At 49.3% G+C, this 215-nt stretch carries 1 rRNA gene; it reads left to right on the plus strand.

Annotated elements, in window-relative coordinates:
* Positions 1-8: 8 nt before the first annotated feature.
* Positions 9-124, plus strand: a 5S ribosomal RNA gene (gene rrf / locus HX866_RS32030).
* The last annotated feature ends 91 nt before the right edge of the window (positions 125-215 follow it).

Below are 215 nucleotides of genomic sequence, written 5' to 3' on the forward strand. Positions count from 1 at the left end.
CCGAATTTCTTGACGACCATAGAGCATTGGAACCACCTGATCCCATCCCGAACTCAGCAGTGAAACGATGCATCGCCGATGGTAGTGTGGGGTTTCCCCATGTGAGAGTAGGTCATCGTCAAGATTAAATTCCGAAACCCCAATTGCGAAAGCGATTGGGGTTTTGTTTTTGCGCCTGAAAAACCAAAAGAACACCACGCCTCCCATGTAGGAGC

The organism is Pseudomonas gingeri (assembly GCF_013386165.1).
In the GTDB taxonomy this organism is placed as follows: Bacteria; Pseudomonadota; Gammaproteobacteria; order Pseudomonadales; family Pseudomonadaceae; genus Aquipseudomonas; species Aquipseudomonas gingeri_C.